This is a genomic window from Citrobacter sp. GW821-FHT07H02 (assembly GCF_059418505.1).
Map to the genome: position 1 here is coordinate 17,701 of NZ_JBWKPZ010000031.1, position 19,933 is coordinate 37,633.

The window sequence follows — 19,933 nt, forward strand, 5'->3', positions numbered from 1 at the left end:
GCTATCCGGCAAAACATGATGCGTATTAATTTACCGGTGGCAATCGACGATAAAGTTCAATCATATCCCCCGCCAGATCCTGAATCACCATGGCGTTCATCAGATGGTCCTGGGAGTGAACGGTGATGAGATTCACCGGTAATTTGCCCGTACCTTCGTCAATACCGATAAGCTGCGTCTGGATTTTATGCGCCACTTTAACGTAATCGCGTGACTCTTCCATCGCCTGCTCTGCACCCGCAAAATCGCCTTTACGTGCCAGTTGTAGTGCTGTCAACGCCTGGCTGCGTGCGGCGCCTGCATTCACCAGTAGCTCCATGATGATAGTTTCTAACTCTTCCATGTCCTTACTCCATCAGCTTAAGGGCTTTCTCCAGCACGACATCGCCTTTCATCATGCCGTAATCCATCATATCGATCACTGCGACTTTCTTACCTAATGGGTCAGCAAGCGCCTGAAGCTTCGCCTGCTCGTACTTCACCTGTGGACCAAGCAGGACAATATCCGCCGCAGCAATATTCTCTTTGAATTCCGCAACGGGAACAGCCTTGATACTGACCTCAACGCCTTTTTTTTGCGCAGCGTCTTTCATTCGTTGTACCAACATACTGGTGGACATTCCGGCAGCACAGCATAAAACGATATTCTTCATAATCGGCTCTCACAATTTCCCTGGTCATTCATCTTTAGTCCCTGACAGGGGAGAGGACAACTGTCTTAAAGTGAATGTGTGTAAAGCATCACAAAGATACGCCATAAAAAATGAAACCGGTTACGGTAAGGCGGGAAGCATCAAAAAGGCCCGTCGCGGCGGGCCTGGTGCTTTAGGATATTTACAGAAGAGGCGTTGGCAGGATCCGGTTTTTTCCCTGCTGTTTGGCGAGATAAAGCGCTTCATCGGCACCGATGATTAACTGTTCCAGCGATTCCATATTCCACTCTTTCATACCTGCGCTGAAGGTGACGGTCAGATTCTCTTCACGCCAGGTTCTCTGCTCTACGATCGTGCGCCATTGTTCAAGCAACGTAAAAGCTTCTTTAGCATGAACGCCAGCAAAGAGAACGGCAAATTCTTCACCACCATAACGGTAAAGGGAAACAGAATGGGGCTGCATCACCTGAATGCCTTCACGTGCCACGTTACGCAGAACGATGTCGCCGCTCAGATGTCCCCAGGTGTCGTTGATAGATTTAAAATTATCAATGTCCACCAGCGCCAGGGTGAAAGGTTGGTGATCGTTCATCAGCGCGGCAATGTCACTGTCGAATGCGCGACGGTTTTTGCAGCCAGTCAGTGCGTCAATTGTCGCCTGGCGGACATAGTCCATCTCACGTTCTTTATTTAACTCGATGGCCTTACTGAGCATGGCTTCCAGTCGGGGCGCCCGATTAACATCTCCGGTCTTGATGGCGTTGATGATGTTCATCAATACCGTTCGGGAGGTATGCCGCAGATAAAGCCCAAACAGCACGACCATCATGGCTGCCAGCGCGAATCCCCAGGACACAATATTGGTTTCGTGGCGAGTGAGGTCCATCAGCATGGTGTCAGAGACCCGGTAAACGACAAACCAGTCTGGATTCGTAAACGAGTAGTAGTAGTACCAGGTATTGCTTTTTGAATCGAAAACATACCCTTCGCCGCTGGTCATCCTGTCCATCATCTTTTCACTGACATATTGTTTAAATAACGCGCCAGTATCCGGATGTAGCACGACTTTCCCGTCACGGTCAGCGACAAAAAACTCCCCCTGAACAGGGGCAACCATCTGGCGCAGGGTATAACTCATTGACGTGAGATCCAGGTGGAACGCGATACTGCCTTTCAGTCTTCCTTCAGGTGAAATGACCGGCTTGTAGATGGCCACCGTTGGGTAATGGGTGAAGTAGTCCATGTGAGGATTTGTATAGTGACTGAATGTACTGGCTTTTGCCTGGTGTACAAACCATGGACGCGTTTTGGCATCAAAGGCTTTGCTATTTTCATCGGTTAACACTTCCGGGGCTCGCAGGTAGTTGCCTTCGGTATCCGCCAGCGAGATGGAAGAGACGGTTGGCATCAGCGTCTGTAACTGCATTAACAACCTCAGACCTTCTTCCGTATCGATATTCACCGTTTCATTTAGCTTGTCACCACGGGAAAAGAAGGTCGCTGCGCGTGCGAGGATATAGTCGTTTTCGCGTAGCAACGACTCGGTATAGTTAACCGCAAGGTTATGCGTGAAGTTGCGGTTAATGTTGTGGTAATCCTCCAGGAAATCTTTTCGCTGGGTGAAGGTGATGAAAATTGCGATCAGAATAAAACTGAGCAAAATCCCCCCGAAACTCACTAACATGGGGGTCGTGAAGGAAAGTTTTCTATTGTGACGTGCCATTGGCTGTGGGTCATCCCTGAAGGTGTAAGTCCTGAAAAGGTGAGTAAAGCCGACAACAGAGTTCCGTACATCAGGACAGAATCTATGCAATTATAGCTGTGAGGGTATAGCTAAAGATGATTTATCTTAAAAACAAATAAGATTGTCCCTGCTTATGTCGTAAAGAGAATTTTGTGCTGCATAGCGGTTGAGGGCAGGGCGAAAACGAGGAAGAAAAATTCCGCCCTGGTCAGCTTCCGTTGCTGACATCGACAACATAAAAAAACGGGAGTCTGAACGCTATCTCCCGTTTTTCACATTACGTACGGGCTCGTAAATTATTCAGCCGATTACAATCTGATTCACCGCGCTTGCGAGGCACGCCCCAGATAGCTGTCCCAATCTTTCCAGACCGGCTGTAATCCTTGCGCCGCCAGCGCCCCGGCAACATCTTCAGGACGCCGGGCGTCGTGCGGGGAAAACTGCTCCAGCTCAGGGTGATCGTCAGCATAACCGCCTGGTTGTGTCTTCGAAAACGCGCTGACATTGTTAATCGCCAGGGGAATAACGTGATCGCGAAACCACGGCGATTCACGTGTAGAGAGCGACAGTTCGATCTCCGGAGCAAGCAGGCGAAATGCGCAGATGGTTTGTACCAGTTGACGCTCATCCATGATGGACGCGGGCTCAATCCCCCCCGTGCACGGGCGCAGACGTGGGAAAGAGATTGAGTAGCGGCTCTGCCAGTACTGTTTCTGCATCCAGAGCAGATGCTCAGCCACCATATAACAATCTACCCGCCAACTGTCAGACAGACCAATCAGCGAACCCAGCCCGATTTTATCGATCCCCGCACGACCCAGTCTGTCTGGCGTTTCCAGTCGCCAGAAGAAGTCCTGCTTTTTCCCTTTCAGATGGTGCTGTGCGTACATCGCCTGATGGTAGGTTTCCTGATAGACCATTACGCCATCCAGCCCCAGGGTTTTGAGCTCGGCGTACTCTGCCTCTGACAGCGGTTGTACTTCCATCTGTAAAGAGGAGAACTGGTGGCGGATGGCAGGCAGATGGCGGCGAAAGTAGTCCATGCCTACTTTTGCCTGATGCTCCCCGGTCACCAGCAGCAGGTGCTCAAATCCCAGGGCACGAATGGCTTCACATTCACGGGAAATCTCTTTGTCATCCAGCGTTTTGCGCTTGATGCGGTTGCTCATTGAAAAGCCGCAATAGGTGCAGTCATTGGCGCAAAGGTTGGAAAGATAGAGCGGAACGTAAAAACTGACCGTATTACCAAACCGCTGGCGGGTAAGGCGTTGCGCCTTTTGTGCCAGCGGTTCGAGGTACGCACTTGCCGCAGGAGAGAGCAGCGCCATCATGTCATCGCGACCCAACTGCGTTGCATTCAGCGCCCGTTCGACGTCTGCAGCCGTTTTGCTGTTGATGCGCAGACGGATATCGTCCCAGTCCAACTCGCGCCAGCGGTCGGTGAACGTTTTCATGCCAATGTCTCCAGGAATCCGGTTAACGGGCTGGTGGGTTGAGCATGTGCGCTACGTCTTCCCGGTACGGCCTGTCGCGCCAGAATGCCCGCTTCCACAGCCAAACGGAAGGCCTTCGCCATCATCACCGGATCGTCCGCCACCGCAATCGCCGTATTGACCAGCACGGCGTCGGCGCCCATTTCCAGGGCCTGTGTGGCGTGGCTGGGGACACCGATCCCTGCGTCGACGACGACCGGGACGGTTGACTGCTGGATAATAATCTCCAGCATGGCGCGGGTTTCCAGCCCCTGATTTGAACCAATCGGCGCGCCGAGCGGCATCACGGCGGCGCAGCCGACCTCTTCAAGACGTTTGCACAGCACCGGGTCGGCACCGCAGTAGGGCAACACTACAAAGCCTTGCTTGACCAGCGCCTCGGCGGCTTTCAGTGTTTCTATCGGATCCGGCAGCAACCAGCGCGCGTCGGGGTGAATTTCCAGTTTTAGCCAGTGGGTGCCCAGTGCTTCCCGCGCTAATTGCGCGGCAAAAATGGCCTCCTCCGCCGTTTTAGCACCGGAGGTATTGGGCAACAGCGTGACGCCCGCTTCCAATAACGGCGCCAGAATAGCGTCGTTGTGCTGACGCAAGTCAACGCGCTTCATCGCCAGCGTCACAAGCTCGCTGCCGGAGGCGCGAATCGCCTCTGCCATTAAGGATGAAGAGGCGAATTTCCCTGTCCCCGTGAACAGGTGTGAGTCGAACGTTTTGTCTGCAATACGTAACATATCAGCCCCCGGCAATAACCTGAAAAAGCAGGATCTGATCACCGTCCTGCACAATGTGATGTTCCCACTGTTCGCGCGGCAGGATCTGTTGATTGAGCGCCAGCGCGGCACCAGGCTTGAGTTGGTCGAGCTGATTCAGCAGGTCGGTAACAGACACTCCCACTGCGCACTGCATCGACTCATCATTGAACTGAATCTGCATGTTGCCCTCCACATACCGGGCAGTCGCTGGCGCGTTGTAACGCCAGGCTGCGCCACTGGCTGGTTTTGGCGTCAAACAGACGCAGTTTGCCCGTGGGCGTTTCCATGCCGTTCAGGAGTTTAATGGCCTCCAGCGCCTGCAATGTGCCCATCACGCCGACCACTGGCCCCACGATGCCGGCGGTACGGCAGTTGCGTTCCGGCTCTTCGTCGTCCGGCCACAGGCAGCGATAACAGCCCTGCTCCCAGGGAGGCGTCAGAACCATTAATTGACCGCCAAAGCCAACGGCGCTGGCGGTAATCAGTGGCGTATTGAGCGCGACGCAGGCGGCGTTGATCGCCTGGCGGGTGGCCATGTTGTCGGTACAATCCAGTACCACATCAGCATTTGCGACCGCGTGTCGAAGCGCATCGCCGGAGAGACGTTGCTGTAACGCCACCAGTTCAATATCCGGGTTGAGACGCGCCAGTCTCTGCTTCGTGACGTGCGATTTCGGGCGGGCGATATCATCGGTAGTGAAGAGAATTTGCCGTTGCAGGTTACTCAGATGTACATCGTCATCGTCAGCCAGAACCAACGTGCCGATGCCCGCGCCCGCAAGATAGAGCGCGGCGGGCGAGCCTAATCCGCCTAAACCGATGACCAGCACGTGGCTTGCGAGCAGCTTTTGCTGCCCTTCAATCGCGATATCGCCAAGCAAGATCTGGCGGCTGTAGCGCATAAAGTCACGATCATTCATCGCCAGCTCCTGCTACCGAAAGCAACTGCGCGGTGGCGGCACGCCAGTCTGTTGCCTGCGTAATCGCGCTGACGACGGCAATACTGCCGACCCCGGTAGCCAGTACCGTAGGCGCGCGCTCAAGGCTAATCCCGCCGATGGCGACGGCAGGATAATCAGCCAGACGTTCAATATGGCGTGCCAGCTGTTCCAGCCCTTGCGGGGCGGAGGGCATCTGTTTGGTTTGTGTTGGGAAGACATGCCCCAGCGCGATATACGAAGGACGCGCGGCCAGCGCCACGTCAATTTCCATATCATCATGGGTCGAGACGCCAAGGCGCAGCCCTGCCGCCTGAATCGCCTTCAGATCGGTGGTTTCGAGATCTTCCTGACCCAGATGGACACCGTACGCGTTGTGCTTGATCGCCAGTCGCCAGTAGTCGTTGATGAACAACCGGGCGTCAAAACGACGCCCCAGCGTAATCGCGGCGATAACGTCCGCTTCCACGTCTTCATCGCGCTTATCTTTAATCCGCAGTTGGATCGTGCGCACGCCCGCCTCCAGCAGGCGTTCAATCCAGAGTACGCTGTCTACCACCGGATAAAGTCCGAGACGGAAAGGGACGGTGGGGAAATCAGGCTGGTACATCAGGCTTCCTCCCGCTTCAGATAGATTTCACCGCCTTTGGCACGGAAGTTCTCCGACATGTCTGCCATGCCCACTTCAATGGTTTGTGCGGCGGCGTAGTCACGAACTTCCTGGCTGATTTTCATCGAGCAGAACTTCGGCCCACACATGGAGCAGAAGTGGGCGACTTTGCCGGATTCCTGCGGCAGCGTTTCATCGTGGTACGCACGGGCGGTGAACGGGTCGAGGGCCAGATTAAACTGGTCTTCCCAACGGAATTCGAAGCGCGCTTTCGACATGGCGTTATCGCGAATTTGCGCGCCCGGGTGGCCCTTCGCCAGGTCGGCGGCGTGCGCGGCGATCTTGTAGGTGATCAGCCCCTGTTTCACATCTTCTTTGTTTGGCAGGCCGAGGTGCTCTTTCGGGGTGACGTAGCAGAGCATCGCGCAGCCAAACCAGCCAATCATCGCCGCGCCAATCCCGGAAGTGAAATGGTCATAACCCGGTGCAATATCGGTGGTCAATGGGCCTAAGGTGTAGAACGGCGCTTCATGACAGTGCTCCAGTTCTTCGGTCATGTTGCGACGGATCATCTGCATCGGGACATGTCCCGGACCTTCAATCATTACCTGTACGTCATATTCCCAGGCGATTTTGGTCAGTTCGCCGAGCGTATGCAGTTCGGCAAACTGTGCTTCGTCGTTGGCGTCACGAACGGAGCCAGGACGCAGGCCATCACCGAGAGAGAGTGCAACGTCGTAGGCGGCGCAGATTTCGCAAATCTCACGGAAGTGCTCGTAGAGGAAGTTTTCCTGATGATGGGAGAGGCACCATTTCGCCATAATTGAACCGCCGCGCGAGACAATCCCGGTCAGCCGTTTAGCGGTCATCGGCACGTAGCGCAGCAGCACACCTGCGTGGATGGTGAAGTAATCCACCCCCTGTTCCGCCTGCTCCAGCAGCGTATCGCGGAAGGCTTCCCAGGTCAGATCTTCGGCGATCCCATTGACCTTCTCCAGCGCCTGGTAGATCGGCACTGTACCGATCGGCACCGGGCTGTTACGCAGGATCCACTCGCGGGTTTCGTGGATATAGCGGCCTGTTGAAAGGTCCATCACCGTATCTGCCCCCCAGCGTGTGGACCAGACCAGTTTTTCGACCTCTTCTTCGATGGAAGAGGTCACCGCAGAATTGCCGATATTGGCGTTTACTTTGACCAGGAAGTTGCGGCCAATAATCATTGGCTCAGATTCCGGATGGTTAATGTTCGCAGGAATAATCGCGCGTCCGGCGGCCACTTCATCACGGACAAACTCCGGGGTGATGTTTTCCGGCAGGCGTGCGCCAAAGCCTTCGCCTGGATGCTGGTGGCGTAACACTTCGCTGCGAATACGCTCGCGCCCCATATTTTCACGGATAGCGATGAACTCCATCTCCGGCGTGACGATACCCTGGCGCGCATAATGCAATTGCGTGACGCATTTCCCGGCTTTGGCACGTTTCGGCGTTAACAGGCCCGTGAAACGGAGTTCGTCCAGACCGTCATCGGCCAGGCGCTCTTTGGTATAGGCAGAGCTGCGGTCGGTCAGTGCTTCACTATCGGTGCGGGCGTCAATCCACGGTTGACGCAGTTTTGCCAGACCCTGTTCAACATTAATCGCGATATCAGGATCGCCGTACGGACCCGAGGTGTCATACACCGGAATGGCTTCGTTTTCTTCGTATTGTGGATGGTCTTTTGTGCCGCCGGTTAACGTCGGACTAAGCTGGATTTCCCGCATTGGGATGCGGATATCCGCCTGCGAGCCGGTGATATAGATCCGTCTGGAGTTAGGAAAGGCGGTGCCTTCCAGCGTATTGATGAAGTGTTGTGCTTGTTCGCGTTGCTGGCGACGGGTTAATTTTGTTGCAGACATAGCTCATTCCAAAAAAGTAAGGACGTGGCTTGTCAGACGACGGATGAAGCAAGAGAGACGATCGCCGCAATGGCGATGCAATAGCAGATTGACTCTTGTTCCCTTCGCAGGTTTTAACCTGATCAGGTTCCGCGGATCCCGAATTAACGGTCTCAGCCCGTGCTTTCACACTGGGCACTCCGACAAGAAATAACCCCCAGTAAAGGGGGCGACAAAGGTAAGTTACGCGTTAATAGCGTCGAACTCAAGCAGGACGTTTTGCCCTGGCACTGTCGTGCATCGCGTCAAAGACCAGCATGATCAGCTTGTCTTCAAGGATAAATCGGGATTCCAGCGCTTCGCCGATATCTGATAAAACCTTTTGAAATTCAAGATAGTTATCATGATCGATGGCCATTTCCAGGCTGGAGTCGTAGTAATCCATAATGCGTTGCGTATTGGCTTCCAGCAGCGGCCAAATTTTCGTTGCGTTTAAAAGCTGCCCGTTACCTTCCAATTTATGGAGAATACGTTCATAAATACTGAAGTGTCCGGCGGAAAGGTAATCGACCAGACTTTGACAAAAATCATCCAGCGCTTTTTCGTTTAAGCGCATGTACGATTCTTTGCCAGGCTTAATGCCAACCAAATTGTAGTAAGCCACGAGCAGATGCTTACGTACATGTAGCCAGCGATCAACCAGTTTATTACTTCCTCTGACGTGCTCTGTCAGGTTATCCAGCTGGTTTAACATGATTGACTCCGCAAGTTTAGATTCAAAAAACTGCTCACTCAAAAATGTAAAAATAATGTAAACAACATGCCTGTGAAGCAAAGGTAGCGCAAGAGATATGGATCGTATAATTGAAAAATTAGACAGCGGCTGGTGGATTGTCAGCCATGAGCAAAAAATATGGCTACCTCGCGGAGAGCTGCCGCATGGCGAAGCGGCAAGTTTTGATCTGACGGGGCAGCGCGCACTCCAGATTGGGGAGTGGGAAGGCGAACCCATCTGGTTGGTACAGCAGCATCGCCGCCATGATATGGGGTCCGTACGACAGGTTATCGATCAGGATGTCGGTCTGTTTCAACTGGCGGGGCGCGGCGTGCAACTGGCGGAGTTTTACCGTTCACATAAATTCTGTGGCTACTGCGGGCACACAATGTACCCGAGTAAAACCGAATGGGCCATGTTGTGCAGTCATTGCCGCGAACGCTATTACCCTCAGATAGCGCCTTGCATTATTGTGGCGATTCGCCGTGAAGACACCCTTTTGCTCGCCCAACATACCCGCCATCGCAATGGCGTGCATACGGTGCTGGCCGGATTTGTTGAAGTGGGGGAAACCCTGGAACAAGCGGTGGCGCGTGAAGTCATGGAAGAAAGCCGTATTAAAGTGAAGAACCTGCGCTATGTCACGTCGCAGCCGTGGCCATTCCCGATGTCGCTCATGACTGCGTTTATGGCAGAGTACGACAGCGGGGAGATTGTTATCGATCCGAAGGAGTTACTGGACGCGGGTTGGTATCGTTATGACGATCTTCCGCTACTGCCGCCGCCGGGCACTGTCGCTCGTCGGTTGATCGAAGATACGGTGGCAATGTGTCGGGCAGAGTACGAGTGACATGATACACTGGACGCATAACGCTAAAGGAATGTAAAAATGACCGAACTGAAAAACGATCGTTACCTGCGTGCGCTGCTGCGCCAGCCCGTTGATGTCACCCCTGTATGGATGATGCGCCAGGCAGGCCGTTATCTCCCGGAGTATAAAGCCACCCGCGCACAAGCGGGCGATTTTATGTCACTGTGCAAAAATGCCGAGCTGGCGTGCGAAGTCACGCTCCAGCCGCTGCGCCGTTACCCGCTTGATGCGGCGATCCTCTTTTCGGACATCCTGACCATTCCGGATGCGATGGGCCTGGGGCTTTACTTTGAAGCCGGAGAAGGCCCGCGCTTTACCGCGCCGGTGACCTGCAAAGCCGACGTCGAAAAACTGCCAATCCCTGATCCCGAGGATGAACTGGGCTACGTGATGAATGCAGTACGCACTATTCGTCGCGAACTGAAAGGCGAAGTCCCGTTGATTGGTTTTTCCGGCAGTCCATGGACGCTGGCAACGTACATGGTGGAAGGCGGTAGCAGCAAAGCCTTTACCGTCATTAAAAAGATGATGTATGCAGACCCGCAGGCGCTCCATTTACTGCTCGATAAACTGGCGAAAAGCGTCACGTTGTATCTCAATGCGCAGATCAAAGCGGGCGCGCAGTCGGTGATGATTTTCGATACCTGGGGCGGCGTGCTGACCGGGCGCGATTATCAGCAGTTCTCGCTCTATTACATGCATAAAATCGTCGATGGTCTCCTGCGTGAGAATGAAGGGCGTCGTGTGCCGGTCACGCTGTTTACCAAAGGCGGCGGCCAATGGCTGGAAGCGATGGCGGAAACGGGCTGTGATGCGCTGGGACTCGACTGGACCACAGACATTGCCGATGCGCGTCGTCGCGTAGGACATAAAGTGGCGCTGCAGGGGAATATGGATCCTTCCATGCTGTATGCACCAGCGGCGCGTATTGAAGAAGAGGTCGCGACGATTCTGGCGGGATTCGGCCAGGGTGAAGGCCACGTCTTCAACCTTGGGCACGGCATTCACCAGGATGTGCCGCCAGAACATGCTGGAACCTTTGTGGAGGCAGTACACCGGATTTCAGCGCAGTATCACCAGTAAGGGATCGGCATGGATCTCGCGTCGCTACGCGCTCAACAGCTTGAACTGGCTGCATCGGTTTCCCGCGAGGATCGTCTGGATAACGATCCTCCGGATCTGATCGCAGGCGCTGATGTTGGGTTTGAGCAGGGCGGTGAAGTGACGCGAGCCGCAATGGTACTGTTGAAGTATCCTTCGCTTGAGCTGGTGGAGTACAAGGTGGCGCGCATCGCCACCACCATGCCGTATATTCCTGGCTTTCTCTCCTTTCGTGAATATCCCGCGCTGCTGGCCGCGTGGGAGCAACTCTCGCATAAGCCTGATTTAGTGTTTGTCGATGGCCACGGTATTTCTCATCCGCGTCGCCTCGGTGTTGCCAGCCATTTTGGGCTGCTGGTGGATGTGCCGACCATCGGCGTGGCGAAAAAACGGCTGTGCGGCAAATTTGACCCTCTCTCTGCCGAACCCGGCGCGCTGGCGCCGTTAATGGATAAGGGCGAGCAGCTGGCATGGGTCTGGCGTAGCAAAGCGCGCTGCAATCCACTGTTTGTTTCGACCGGGCACCGGGTTGGGCTGGACAGCGCCCTTGCGTGGGTACAACGCTGTATGAAAGGGTATCGCTTACCCGAGCCTACGCGCTGGGCTGACGCGGTGGCGTCGGACCGTCCGGCATTTGCGCGTTGGCAAGAAATTCAGCCTTGATTCAGGTACACTTCCGCTAATTATCGTTTTCGAGATCTCATCATGTTACAAAACCCGATTCATCTGCGCCTTGAGAAGCTGGAAAGCTGGCAGCATGTCACTTTTATGGCCTGTTTGTGCGAACGCATGTACCCCAACTACGCCATGTTCTGTCAGCAAACTGAATTTGGCGATGGGCAGATTTACCGCCGAATTCTGGATTTGATTTGGGAAGTGCTGACGGTCAAAGATGCGAAAATCAATTTCGACAGCCAGCTGGAAAAGTTTGAAGAGGCCATTCCGTCGGCAGATGATTACGATTTGTACGGCGTTTATCCCGCGATTGATGCCTGTGTGGCATTAAGCGAATTGATGCACTCGCGTCTGAGTGGTGAAACGCTGGAGCATGCGATTGAAGTCAGTAAGACGTCTATTACCACCGTTGCGATGCTGGAAATGACGCAAGCTGGTCGTGAAATGACCGATGAAGAGCTCAAAGAGAACCCTGCGGTTGAGCAAGAATGGGACATTCAGTGGGAAATATTCCGACTTTTGGCCGATTGCGAAGAACGCGATATTGAGCTGATAAAAGGGTTACGCGCAGACCTGCGCGAGTCCGGCGAGAGTAATATCGGTATAATTTTTCCGCAATGAGACCAGAAAACGTGATTTAACGCCTGATTTGTCATGCCTGAAGGCTTCCCTTCCGCCCCCCGTCTGGTCTACATTTGGGGGGCGAAAAAAAGTGGCTATCGGTGCGTGTATGCAGGAGAGTGCTTTTCTGGCATTTTCGTCGCACTCGATGCTTAGCAAGCGATAAACACATTGTAAGGATAACTTATGAACAAGACTCAACTGATTGATGTAATTGCAGACAAAGCAGAACTGTCCAAAACCCAGGCTAAAGCTGCTCTGGAATCCACTCTGGCTGCTATTACTGAGTCTCTGAAAGAAGGCGATGCTGTACAACTGGTTGGTTTCGGTACCTTCAAAGTGAACCACCGCGCTGAGCGCACTGGCCGCAACCCGCAGACCGGTAAAGAAATCAAAATCGCCGCAGCTAACGTGCCGGCATTTGTTTCTGGCAAAGCACTGAAAGACGCAGTTAAGTAATTCGCGTGGCAGTGAACAGTTTTAGCGAAGGGGCGGGTTCGCCCCTTTTGTCTGTCTGGCGTCGTACGCTGACGTTGGCAGGCGCGCTATTGCTGACCGCGTGCAGTCAGCACTCTTCGCTTCCCCCCTTTACGGCCAGCGGTTACGCGGACGATCAGGGGGCGGTGCGTGTCTGGCGTAAAGATTCCGGCGGTGATGTTCATCTGCTTTCCGTCTTTAGCCCATGGCGCAGCGGCGAGACGACCACGGCTGAATATCGCTGGCAAGGTGATACGCTTTCTCTGATTGAATTCAACGTTTACGGTAAACCGGCAGAGCATATTCGCGCCCGATTCGACGATCGTGGTGAACTGAGCTTTATGCAGCGTGAGGTTGGCGGGCAGAAACAGCAGCTTTCCAGCGATCAAATTGCGCTATACCGCTATCGCGCCGATCAAATCCGCCAGACCAGCGACGCGTTGCGTCAGGGGCGGGTGGTTTTACGCCAGGGACGCTGGCACGCCAATCAAACCATCACCACCTGCGAAGGCGAAACGCTGAAGCCCGATTTAGACGCGTGGGCAATCAGCCATATTGAGCGCCGCCAGAGTCGCTCGTCGGTTGAGGTGAGCGTGGCATGGCTGGAGGCGCCTGAAGGATCTCAGTTGCTACTGGTGGCGAATGAAGACTTCTGTCGCTGGCAGCCGCAAGAGAAAAGTTTCTGATTCAACGGGGTTTACCAGTGGCCCATCCCCATATGGCCGCCACCCCGATGATACCCGCCGCCACCGCAACCCATTCCTGTACCACGCGGCACGCCTGCTTCCACCATCGCAATATCGCGTTTCACCTGTTGATCATTCAGCGACTGACGCAAAGAGGCCATCTCTTTCGCCACGGCGCTAATTTTCGCGCTATCCGGTGAACTGGCGGTTAATAACGCATTGTACTCATACTGTTTGGACGTTAATTGCTGACGTAACGAACGGGTCTGCGAGTCGTAATCATCATCGATTTTCTGGGCGGCGGCTTGCTGTTCCGTTGTGAGCGCACTGACATTTTGTTGCCTCATCCCACTGTTGTCATTTCCCCAGTGATTTCGGGCGATGGCTGGGCTGGAACCCAGAACCATCAGGGATAGTGCGATCAGCGCCAGACCCGCCGTGTTATTCCGTTTCATATTTTGTCCTCTTGTTGGTTATCTTCCTTCCCTTTTGCATCTTCCATGCCAGGTGTTCCATCCCCAGTCTGCGGGAGAAATATCAGCCGTTGAGTGGCTAAAGCGAGTAAAAATGACTCGCCTGATTTTCGCAGCGGGTCATTTTTACTCAGTAGCATCAGCAGTTTGTGTCTAAAGACAGGGTTGCAGGGCGCGAAAAGTGGCATGATTTCTGCTGGAACAAGGAGATGATCTGGCAATAGAGAGAACGTATGCGTGATATACGGCAACATAAGGATACGGTGGCGAGATGGCTGAGTGGCGTTCTGCCTGCCGCCATTCTCGTTCTGGTGGGGCTTTTTTCCGTCATGACCCTGCGGGATTACGGACGTGAGAGCGACGCTGCGCGGCAAACGCTACTGGAAAAAGGCAGCGTGCTGATCCGTGCACTGGAATCTGGCTCTCGGGTGGGGATGGGAATGCGTATGCACCATGCTCAGCAGCAGACCCTGCTGGAGGAAATGGCCGGACAACCGGGCGTACTGTGGTTTGCCATCACTGATGCGCAGGGCAATATCGTGACCCACAGCGACCCCGGGCGCGTCGGAAAATCACTCTACTCTGCGGACGAAATGCGCCAGTTAAATCCCGGTGATGAGGAAAGCTGGCGGCCGATCGCCATTCACCAGAATGGCGGAGAACCGACACCGGCGCTGGAAATTTATCGTCAGTTCCAGCCCATGTTTGCGTCAAAACGGCATGGCATGCGCAGCATGCCACGTTGTGAGGAGAGTGGCGGACAAGCGGCATCCGCGCCACAGACCATTTTTATTGCCTTTGACGCCAGCGATCTGGTCGCGACTCAGGCAAGAGAGTGGCGCAATACGGTGATTGTGCTTTCTGCGCTGGCGGGTGTATTGCTGGCAACAATGCTCTCTTATTTCTTGTATCGTCGCTACTTGCGTTCTCGTCAGCTGTTACAGGACGAGATGAAACGCAAAGAGAAGCTGGTGGCGCTCGGGCATCTGGCGGCGGGGGTGGCGCATGAAATTCGCAACCCGCTCTCTTCCATCAAAGGGCTGGCGAAGTATTTTGCCGAGCGCTCACCTGCGGGTGGCGAATCCTATGAGTTGGCGCAGGTGATGGCAAAAGAGGCCGATCGGTTAAATCGGGTGGTGAGCGAACTGCTGGAACTGGTAAGGCCTACGCATCTGACGCTGCAGTCGGTGGATCTCAATGACATCATCACTCACTCGTTACAGCTCGTTAGCCAGGATGCGCGAAGCAGGGCGATTCAGCTGCAGTTTACCGCCAATGTGTCGCTGCCGGCTGTTCAGGCCGATCCTGACAGGCTAACGCAGGTATTACTGAACCTGTATCTGAACGCGATTCATGCTATTGGTCATCAGGGCGTCATTACGGTCGAGGTGGGCGAATGCGCAGGCGATCGCGTTAAAATTGTGGTCACCGACAGTGGGAAGGGGATTGCGGCAGAAGACCTGGATGCGATATTTACGCCGTACTTTACGACCAAAGCCGACGGTACCGGGCTTGGATTAGCGGTGGTACAGAACATCGTTGAGCAACACGGCGGAACCATTCAGGCGACAAGCGTTCCAGGTAAAGGCGCCGTCTTTACTCTTTATCTACCGATCAAAGCGAGAGAACAGGACAGACAAGGATGACACGCGTAAAAATCGATATTCTGGTCGTGGATGACGACATCAGCCATTGCACGATTTTACAGGCGCTGCTTCGTGGGTGGGGCTATGACGTGGCGCTGGCTTACGGTGGGCGCGAGGCCGTAGAGCGGGTACGCGAACATGTCTTTGATCTGGTGTTATGTGATGTGCGTATGGCCGAAATGGACGGCATCGAAACGCTTAAAGAGATCAAAGCGCTGAATCCGGCGATTCCCATTTTGATTATGACGGCGTACTCCAGCGTAGAAACCGCAGTAGAGGCGCTTAAAGCGGGCGCGCTGGATTACTTAATTAAACCACTGGATTTCGACAGCTTACAGGACACTCTCGAGAAAGCGCTGGCACATACGCGAAACGCTGGCGTTGAATCACCTTCAGCCTCTGCCGCTCAGTTCGGCATGATCGGCGAAAGCCCGGCGATGCAGCATTTGCTCACTGAAATTGCGATGGTGGCGCCCTCCGATGCCACGGTATTGATTCATGGCGACTCGGGAACCGGTAAAGAGTTGGTAGTCAGGGCGCTCCATGCCAGCAGTGCACGCAGCGAAAAACCACTGATAACGCTTAACTGCGCGGCGCTGAATGAGTCGCTGCTGGAGTCTGAGCTGTTTGGGCATGAAAAAGGCGCCTTCACCGGAGCAGATAAACGGCGCGAGGGACGTTTTGTGGAAGCCGACGGCGGCACGCTGTTTCTCGACGAAATTGGCGATATCTCGCCGATGATGCAGGTTCGTCTGCTGCGGGTTATTCAGGAGCGCGAGGTTCAGCGGGTCGGGAGTAATCAGACGATTTCTGTTGATGTCAGGCTGATTGCGGCGACTCACCGTGATTTGGCGGCGGAAGTCAGTGCCGGGCGCTTTCGTCAGGATCTCTATTATCGTCTGAATGTGGTAACGATCGAGATGCCGCCTTTGTGTCAGCGTCGGGAAGATATTCCGCTACTGGCCGAACACTTTCGTCAGCGATTTGCTGAGCGAAACCGTAAAGCGGTGAAGGGATTTACCCCGCAGGCGATGGATCTGCTGATTCACTATGCGTGGCCCGGGAATATCCGTGAACTGGAAAACGCCATTGAGCGCGCGGTGGTTCTGCTGACGGGGGAATATATCTCTGAACGCGAATTGCCACTCGCCATTGCGGCGACGTTGGTGAATGTCGACGATGATCGCGAGATCCAACCGCTGGTGGATGTTGAGAAAGAGGTGATTCTGGCGGCGCTGGAGAAAACGGGCGGCAACAAAACCGAAGCCGCCCGTCAGTTAGGGATTACGCGCAAAACGCTGTTGGCAAAACTGTCGCGTTAGTTCTGCTCACGCTCGATGGCGCGCCAGCCGATATCTTTACGGCTGAAGCTGCCATCCCAGTGGATATGATCCATCAGCGCGTAGGCGCGCTTCTGTGCTTCGGCGACGGTATGGCCCAGCGCAGTAGCGCACAGCACGCGCCCACCGCTGGTCAGTACCCGATCGTCATCAGCGAGTTTAGTCCCGGCGTGGAACACCTTACCGTTCGCCACTTCTTCCAGCGGCAGACCGTGGATCACGTCACCCGTGCGGTAGTCGCCCGGATAACCGCCGGCTGCCATGACGACGCCCAGAGAAGCGCGCTCGTCCCACTCGGAGGTCTTCTCGTCCAGCTTGCCTTCGCAGGCGGCCAGGCACAGCTCAACCAGATCGGACTTCATGCGCAGCATGATTGGCTGGGTTTCCGGATCGCCAAAGCGGCAGTTGAACTCAATAACCTTCGGATTGCCCTGTTTATCGATCATCAGACCGGCATACAGGAAACCGGTGTAGGTGTTGCCTTCCGCCGCCATGCCTTTCACAGTCGGCCAGATGATGCGTTCCATGGTGCGCTGGTGGACTTCATCCGTTACCACCGGGGCAGGGGAGTAAGCGCCCATCCCACCGGTGTTAGGCCCGGTGTCTTTATCGCCCACGCGTTTGTGATCCTGACTGGTGGCCATTGGCAGCACGTGCTCGCCGTCAACCATCACGATAAAGCTCGCTTCCTCGCCGTCGAGGAACTCTTCGATAACGATGCGATGACCCGCATCGCCAAAGGCGTTACCTGCCAGCATATCGTGAACGGCAGCTTCGGCCTCGCTCAGCGTCATCGCGACAATAACGCCTTTACCCGCCGCCAGACCGTCAGCTTTAATGACGATAGGCGCGCCTTTCTCACGCAGATAAGCCAGAGCTGGCTCAATCTCGGTAAAGTTCTGGTATTCCGCCGTTGGGATCTGATGGCGTGCCAGGAAATCCTTGGTGAACGCTTTTGACCCTTCCAGCTGTGCGGCACCTTCGGTTGGGCCGAAGATTTTCAGGCCCGCAGCGCGGAATGCGTCAACCACGCCAATCACCAGCGGCGCTTCCGGGCCGACGATGGTCAGGTCAATCTTCTCATTCTGGGCAAAGCTCAGCAGCGCCGGGATATCGGTCACGCCGATAGCGACGTTTTGCAGGGTTGGCTCCAGCGCCGTACCTGCGTTGCCTGGTGCCACAAAGACAGTTTCAACCTGCAGCGACTGCGCCGCTTTCCAGGCCAGCGCATGCTCGCGCCCGCCGTTACCAATCACTAATACTTTCATCGTCTGCTCCGTGAATTAATGGCGGAAGTGGCGCATGTCAGTGAAGAGCATCGCAATACCGTGCTCGTCGGCGGCGGCAATCACTTCATCATCACGAATAGAACCGCCAGGCTGAATGACGCAGGTCACGCCAGCCGCGGCTGCGGCGTCAATACCGTCGCGGAACGGGAAGAAGGCATCAGAGGCCATCGATGACCCTTTCACTTCCAGACCTTCGTCGGCCGCTTTGATGCCTGCGATTTTCGCTGAGTAAACGCGACTCATCTGGCCCGCGCCGATACCGATAGTCATATTGCCTTTGGCATAGACGATGGCGTTGGATTTCACGAATTTCGCCACTTTCCAGCAGAACAGCGCATCACGCAGTTCCTGTTCGGTCGGCTGACGTTGGGTGACCACGCGCAGTTCTTCCGCGCCGACCATACCCAGGTCACGATCCTGAACCAGCAAACCGCCGTTCACACGTTTGAAGTCCAGACCCGGTACGCGCTCAGCCCACTGACCGCAGGTCAGTACGCGCACATTCTGTTTGGCTGCGGTGATTTTCAATGCTTCTTCGCTGGCGGACGGCGCAATGATCACCTCGACAAACTGACGCGAGATAATGGCCTGCGCGGTTTCAGCATCCAGCTCGCGGTTAAAGGCGATGATGCCGCCAAATGCGGAGGTCGGGTCGGTTTTGTATGCGCGATCGTAAGCGTCGAGGATAGAGTGACTGATAGCGACGCCACATGGGTTGGCGTGCTTCACAATCACGCAAGCTGGCTCAGCGAACTCTTTCACACACTCCAGCGCTGCGTCTGTGTCAGCGATGTTGTTATAAGAGAGGGCTTTCCCCTGAACCTGCGTTGCGGTGGCAACGGAGGCTTCTTTGACACTCTCTTCTATATAGAAGGCAGCCTGCTGGTGGCTGTTTTCACCATAACGCATATCCTGCTTCTTAATGAAGTTGAGGTTCAGGGTGCGCGGGAAGCGACCAGCAGCTTCTTTGCTTTCGCCATGGTAGGCCGGAACCATGCTGCCGAAGTAGTTGGCGATCATGCTGTCATAGGCGGCGGTGTGCTCAAACGCTTTGATGGCGAGGTCGAAACGGGTGTCGAGGGTAAGAGAACCGTCGTTGGCATCCATCTCTTTAATAATGGCGGCATAGTCGCTGCTCTTTACTACGATGGCGACGTCTTTATGGTTCTTGGCGGCGGAGCGCACCATGGTTGGGCCGCCGATATCAATATTCTCTACCGCATCTTCCAGCGAGCAGCCTTCACGGGCAACGGTCTGGGCAAACGGATAAAGGTTAACAACCACCATGTCGATCGGCGCGATGCCGTGTTGTTCCATAATCCCGTCATCCTGGCCGCGACGACCGAGAATGCCGCCGTGGACTTTTGGATGCAGGGTCTTCACGCGTCCATCCATCATCTCCGGGAAACCGGTGTAATCGGAAACTTCGGTCACTGGCAGACCTTTCTCTGCTAACAGACGGGCTGTACCGCCTGTGGACAGCAGCTCCACACCGCGTGCGGAAAGTGCCTGGGCGAATTCGACAATACCGGCTTTGTCAGAAACACTGAGCAGAGCGCGGCGGACTGGACGACGTTGTTGCATGGTAAATCCCCTGGATTTGACAATGACAGAGAGCGTTAGCTGAATTTTTCGTGAAAAACTCAGCTAACGCCCCTTACGGGGCATCCTTATTTTGCGGTGGCATTGTAACGAAAACGTTTGCGCAACGCTCGCGAATTTTTCTTTTTCAATGTTGACCCCAGTTTTGCTCGCTGAAGATCGTATATATAGAAAGAAGATCGCAGAAATGATCGGGTGGTTTGTGGATAACTCTGTGTGTAAATGGGTATAAGGCGGGGTTTTGCTGTGGAATGCAGCAGTCAGTCATTTTTCTGTCATTTAAGGGTTGCGGGCGCCAGAGAACTCCCTATAATGC

The 19,933-nt window shown here is 54.7% G+C and carries 21 protein-coding genes and 1 riboswitch; of the genes, 8 read left to right on the forward strand and 13 right to left on the reverse strand.

Annotated features, from left to right (window positions below):
* Positions 1 to 25 precede the first annotated feature (25 nt).
* The 10 genes from AC07NP_RS21615 to rsd all read right to left on the reverse strand — a co-directional run bounded on the left by AC07NP_RS21615 (position 26) and on the right by rsd (position 8,815).
* Positions 26 to 343 carry a PTS sugar transporter subunit IIA gene (locus AC07NP_RS21615; protein WP_192613832.1) on the reverse strand — a complete coding sequence of 106 codons (318 nt, stop codon included), beginning with the start codon at positions 341 to 343 and terminating at the stop codon, positions 26 to 28.
* A 4-nt stretch (positions 344 to 347) separates the two neighbouring features.
* Entirely contained in the window at positions 348 to 653 is a 306-nt protein-coding gene (locus AC07NP_RS21620; protein WP_192613831.1) for a PTS sugar transporter subunit IIB, read from the reverse strand.
* 181 nt (positions 654 to 834) lie between these two features.
* The gene (locus tag AC07NP_RS21625; protein ID WP_494661680.1) at positions 835 to 2,376 is read right to left on the reverse strand and encodes a sensor domain-containing diguanylate cyclase; all 1,542 of its coding nucleotides are present in this window, start codon (positions 2,374 to 2,376) and stop codon (positions 835 to 837) included.
* A 341-nt stretch (positions 2,377 to 2,717) separates the two neighbouring features.
* A complete protein-coding gene (thiH, locus tag AC07NP_RS21630; protein WP_494661681.1) occupies positions 2,718 to 3,851 on the reverse strand; it encodes a 2-iminoacetate synthase ThiH in 1,134 nt (377 codons plus the stop codon).
* A complete protein-coding gene (gene thiG, locus AC07NP_RS21635) occupies positions 3,848 to 4,618 on the reverse strand; it encodes a thiazole synthase (RefSeq protein ID WP_494661682.1) in 771 nt (256 codons plus the stop codon). Before thiG ends, thiH begins: the two co-directional genes overlap by 4 nt.
* A 1-nt stretch (position 4,619) precedes the next feature.
* Complete coding sequence (thiS, locus tag AC07NP_RS21640; RefSeq protein WP_301703124.1) at positions 4,620 to 4,820, reverse strand: sulfur carrier protein ThiS; 201 nt, start codon at positions 4,818 to 4,820, stop codon at positions 4,620 to 4,622.
* Positions 4,801 to 5,559 carry a thiazole biosynthesis adenylyltransferase ThiF gene (gene thiF, locus AC07NP_RS21645; RefSeq protein WP_494661683.1) on the reverse strand — a complete coding sequence of 253 codons (759 nt, stop codon included), beginning with the start codon at positions 5,557 to 5,559 and terminating at the stop codon, positions 4,801 to 4,803. The genes thiS and thiF overlap by 20 nt, the downstream gene beginning before the upstream one ends.
* Complete coding sequence (gene thiE / locus AC07NP_RS21650; protein WP_494661684.1) at positions 5,552 to 6,187, reverse strand: thiamine phosphate synthase; 636 nt, start codon at positions 6,185 to 6,187, stop codon at positions 5,552 to 5,554. Before thiE ends, thiF begins: the two co-directional genes overlap by 8 nt.
* Positions 6,187 to 8,082: a phosphomethylpyrimidine synthase ThiC gene (thiC, locus tag AC07NP_RS21655; RefSeq protein WP_494661685.1), complete on the reverse strand. Its 1,896-nt coding sequence runs from the start codon at positions 8,080 to 8,082 to the stop codon at positions 6,187 to 6,189. Before thiC ends, thiE begins: the two co-directional genes overlap by 1 nt.
* 82 nt (positions 8,083 to 8,164) lie before the next feature.
* Positions 8,165 to 8,274: riboswitch (TPP riboswitch) on the reverse strand.
* Between the two features lie 52 nt (positions 8,275 to 8,326).
* Positions 8,327 to 8,815: a sigma D regulator gene (rsd, locus tag AC07NP_RS21660; RefSeq protein ID WP_203359335.1), complete on the reverse strand. Its 489-nt coding sequence runs from the start codon at positions 8,813 to 8,815 to the stop codon at positions 8,327 to 8,329.
* 97 nt (positions 8,816 to 8,912) lie between these two features.
* Here rsd and nudC point away from each other — a divergent pair, with 97 nt between their 5' ends.
* The 6 genes from nudC to AC07NP_RS21690 all read left to right on the forward strand — a co-directional run bounded on the left by nudC (position 8,913) and on the right by AC07NP_RS21690 (position 13,267).
* Entirely contained in the window at positions 8,913 to 9,686 is a 774-nt protein-coding gene (gene nudC, locus AC07NP_RS21665; protein ID WP_494661686.1) for an NAD(+) diphosphatase, read from the forward strand.
* A 39-nt stretch (positions 9,687 to 9,725) separates the two neighbouring features.
* Positions 9,726 to 10,790, forward strand: coding sequence for a uroporphyrinogen decarboxylase (hemE, locus tag AC07NP_RS21670; protein WP_494661687.1), 1,065 nt, complete (start codon positions 9,726 to 9,728; stop codon positions 10,788 to 10,790).
* A gap of 9 nt (positions 10,791 to 10,799) precedes the next feature.
* A complete protein-coding gene (gene nfi / locus AC07NP_RS21675; protein ID WP_494661688.1) occupies positions 10,800 to 11,471 on the forward strand; it encodes a deoxyribonuclease V in 672 nt (223 codons plus the stop codon).
* A 42-nt stretch (positions 11,472 to 11,513) separates the two neighbouring features.
* On the forward strand, positions 11,514 to 12,104 hold the full coding sequence (locus tag AC07NP_RS21680) for a YjaG family protein (protein WP_494661689.1): 591 nt from the start codon (positions 11,514 to 11,516) through the stop codon (positions 12,102 to 12,104).
* 186 nt (positions 12,105 to 12,290) lie between these two features.
* Complete coding sequence (hupA, locus tag AC07NP_RS21685) at positions 12,291 to 12,563, forward strand: nucleoid-associated protein HU-alpha (RefSeq protein ID WP_001044509.1); 273 nt, start codon at positions 12,291 to 12,293, stop codon at positions 12,561 to 12,563.
* An 11-nt stretch (positions 12,564 to 12,574) separates the two neighbouring features.
* Positions 12,575 to 13,267 carry a DUF1481 domain-containing protein gene (locus tag AC07NP_RS21690; protein ID WP_494661695.1) on the forward strand — a complete coding sequence of 231 codons (693 nt, stop codon included), beginning with the start codon at positions 12,575 to 12,577 and terminating at the stop codon, positions 13,265 to 13,267.
* Positions 13,268 to 13,278: 11 nt separating this feature from the next.
* Here the strand turns inward: AC07NP_RS21690 and zraP are convergent, their stop codons facing one another.
* Positions 13,279 to 13,722 (reverse strand): zinc resistance sensor/chaperone ZraP, encoded by a 444-nt coding sequence (gene zraP, locus AC07NP_RS21695; RefSeq protein ID WP_494661690.1) that lies wholly within the window; start codon positions 13,720 to 13,722, stop codon positions 13,279 to 13,281.
* A gap of 251 nt (positions 13,723 to 13,973) precedes the next feature.
* Here zraP and zraS point away from each other — a divergent pair, with 251 nt between their 5' ends.
* A complete protein-coding gene (gene zraS, locus AC07NP_RS21700; RefSeq protein ID WP_494661691.1) occupies positions 13,974 to 15,386 on the forward strand; it encodes a two-component system sensor histidine kinase ZraS in 1,413 nt (470 codons plus the stop codon).
* Positions 15,383 to 16,708 (forward strand): sigma-54-dependent response regulator transcription factor ZraR, encoded by a 1,326-nt coding sequence (zraR, locus tag AC07NP_RS21705; protein WP_494661692.1) that lies wholly within the window; start codon positions 15,383 to 15,385, stop codon positions 16,706 to 16,708. Before zraS ends, zraR begins: the two co-directional genes overlap by 4 nt.
* Here the strand turns inward: zraR and purD are convergent.
* Together purD and purH are read right to left on the reverse strand one after the other, a co-directional pair.
* The gene (purD, locus tag AC07NP_RS21710) at positions 16,705 to 17,994 is read right to left on the reverse strand and encodes a phosphoribosylamine--glycine ligase (protein WP_494661693.1); all 1,290 of its coding nucleotides are present in this window, start codon (positions 17,992 to 17,994) and stop codon (positions 16,705 to 16,707) included. The two genes, zraR and purD, sit on opposite strands and share 4 nt — an antisense overlap.
* A 15-nt stretch (positions 17,995 to 18,009) precedes the next feature.
* Entirely contained in the window at positions 18,010 to 19,599 is a 1,590-nt protein-coding gene (purH, locus tag AC07NP_RS21715; RefSeq protein WP_494661694.1) for a bifunctional phosphoribosylaminoimidazolecarboxamide formyltransferase/IMP cyclohydrolase, read from the reverse strand.
* Positions 19,600 to 19,933 lie beyond the last annotated feature (334 nt).

Excerpts from the sequence above, each read along its gene's own strand:
- AC07NP_RS21680 (WP_494661689.1), top strand. The coding sequence starts at position 11,514 with ATGTTACAAAACCCGATTCATCTGCGCCTTGAGAAGCTGGAAAGCTGG.
- thiE (WP_494661684.1), bottom strand. The coding sequence starts at position 6,187 with ATGTACCAGCCTGATTTCCCCACCGTCCCTTTCCGTCTCGGACTTTAT.
- zraP (WP_494661690.1), bottom strand. The coding sequence starts at position 13,722 with ATGAAACGGAATAACACGGCGGGTCTGGCGCTGATCGCACTATCCCTG.
- AC07NP_RS21625 (WP_494661680.1), bottom strand. The coding sequence starts at position 2,376 with ATGGCACGTCACAATAGAAAACTTTCCTTCACGACCCCCATGTTAGTG.
- purD (WP_494661693.1), bottom strand. The coding sequence starts at position 17,994 with ATGAAAGTATTAGTGATTGGTAACGGCGGGCGCGAGCATGCGCTGGCC.
- hupA (WP_001044509.1), top strand. The coding sequence starts at position 12,291 with ATGAACAAGACTCAACTGATTGATGTAATTGCAGACAAAGCAGAACTG.
- AC07NP_RS21615 (WP_192613832.1), bottom strand. The coding sequence starts at position 343 with ATGGAAGAGTTAGAAACTATCATCATGGAGCTACTGGTGAATGCAGGC.
- nfi (WP_494661688.1), top strand. The coding sequence starts at position 10,800 with ATGGATCTCGCGTCGCTACGCGCTCAACAGCTTGAACTGGCTGCATCG.
- thiF (WP_494661683.1), bottom strand. The coding sequence starts at position 5,559 with ATGAATGATCGTGACTTTATGCGCTACAGCCGCCAGATCTTGCTTGGC.
- thiS (WP_301703124.1), bottom strand. The coding sequence starts at position 4,820 with ATGCAGATTCAGTTCAATGATGAGTCGATGCAGTGCGCAGTGGGAGTG.
- AC07NP_RS21620 (WP_192613831.1), bottom strand. The coding sequence starts at position 653 with ATGAAGAATATCGTTTTATGCTGTGCTGCCGGAATGTCCACCAGTATG.
- rsd (WP_203359335.1), bottom strand. The coding sequence starts at position 8,815 with ATGTTAAACCAGCTGGATAACCTGACAGAGCACGTCAGAGGAAGTAAT.
- zraR (WP_494661692.1), top strand. The coding sequence starts at position 15,383 with ATGACACGCGTAAAAATCGATATTCTGGTCGTGGATGACGACATCAGC.
- thiC (WP_494661685.1), bottom strand. The coding sequence starts at position 8,082 with ATGTCTGCAACAAAATTAACCCGTCGCCAGCAACGCGAACAAGCACAA.
- thiH (WP_494661681.1), bottom strand. The coding sequence starts at position 3,851 with ATGAAAACGTTCACCGACCGCTGGCGCGAGTTGGACTGGGACGATATC.
- zraS (WP_494661691.1), top strand. The coding sequence starts at position 13,974 with ATGCGTGATATACGGCAACATAAGGATACGGTGGCGAGATGGCTGAGT.
- purH (WP_494661694.1), bottom strand. The coding sequence starts at position 19,599 with ATGCAACAACGTCGTCCAGTCCGCCGCGCTCTGCTCAGTGTTTCTGAC.
- thiG (WP_494661682.1), bottom strand. The coding sequence starts at position 4,618 with ATGTTACGTATTGCAGACAAAACGTTCGACTCACACCTGTTCACGGGG.
- hemE (WP_494661687.1), top strand. The coding sequence starts at position 9,726 with ATGACCGAACTGAAAAACGATCGTTACCTGCGTGCGCTGCTGCGCCAG.
- nudC (WP_494661686.1), top strand. The coding sequence starts at position 8,913 with ATGGATCGTATAATTGAAAAATTAGACAGCGGCTGGTGGATTGTCAGC.